The organism is Pseudomonas sp. BAV 4579, from assembly GCF_009765395.1.
Taxonomy (GTDB): Bacteria; Pseudomonadota; Gammaproteobacteria; order Pseudomonadales; family Pseudomonadaceae; genus Chryseomonas; species Chryseomonas aestiva.
Genome location: NZ_WHOV01000196.1, coordinates 1 through 669 on the forward strand (window position 1 = coordinate 1; position 669 = coordinate 669).

General features: G+C 56.4%; 1 protein-coding gene. It reads right to left on the reverse strand.

Going from position 1 to position 669, the window contains the following annotated elements; genetic code table 11:
- Window positions 1-435: 435 nt before the first annotated feature.
- Window positions 436-669 (reverse strand): hypothetical protein (locus GSQ95_RS26330; RefSeq protein ID WP_218580229.1); only part of this gene is annotated, 234 nt, incomplete at its 5' end.

A 669-nucleotide genomic window follows, 5' to 3' on the forward strand; every position in this document is an offset into this window, starting at 1 on the left:
CACCCAGGAAGCCCAGCCTGAAAAGCCCAAGCGTGAGCGCAAGCCGCGCAAACCAAAGGCTGCCGCCTCTGTCACTGAGCCTGTCCAGTCGCCTGCGCCTCGCGCGCTGCGTCCAGGCTCCTTGGACCAGTTGATCGCCCCGTTCGACCCTGAGGTCGCGTTGGCCAGCTGATTCACACCTTACCCACCTCTGTCGGGAAACCTCCCGTCAGGGCGGTTTTCCTGACTTCATCCCCTAGATCAAGGAAAACCATGACCTCAAAAAAACTAGCTGCTGCCGCTGAAGACCTTCGTAAGATCGGCACTACCTCGGTAGCCGCTGGTCTAGTAGGTGTCTTCCTGAGCGATCATCGGCTGCTAACGGCTTACGCCATAGCTGCAGGTGTTATAATCTGGCTTGTAGGCATCTACTTCACCTCGGAGGAATGACATGAGTCAGACCGCCTTTGGGATCACCATGTTGTCAGTGCTGCTGGTCGTCTGTGTTGGTACGCCTGTCTGGTTAGACTGGCCCAACGTCAAACACAAGGCATTAAGGCTGATCCGCTCGCATTGATGCACCGCTCTGCCAAAGCCCTCCTCGGAGGGCTTTTTCATTTCAGGGGTCTTGACAACCGATACGGCCCTGAACATTCTGAGGATGTATGCCGCTGACGTTGTCAGCAACAT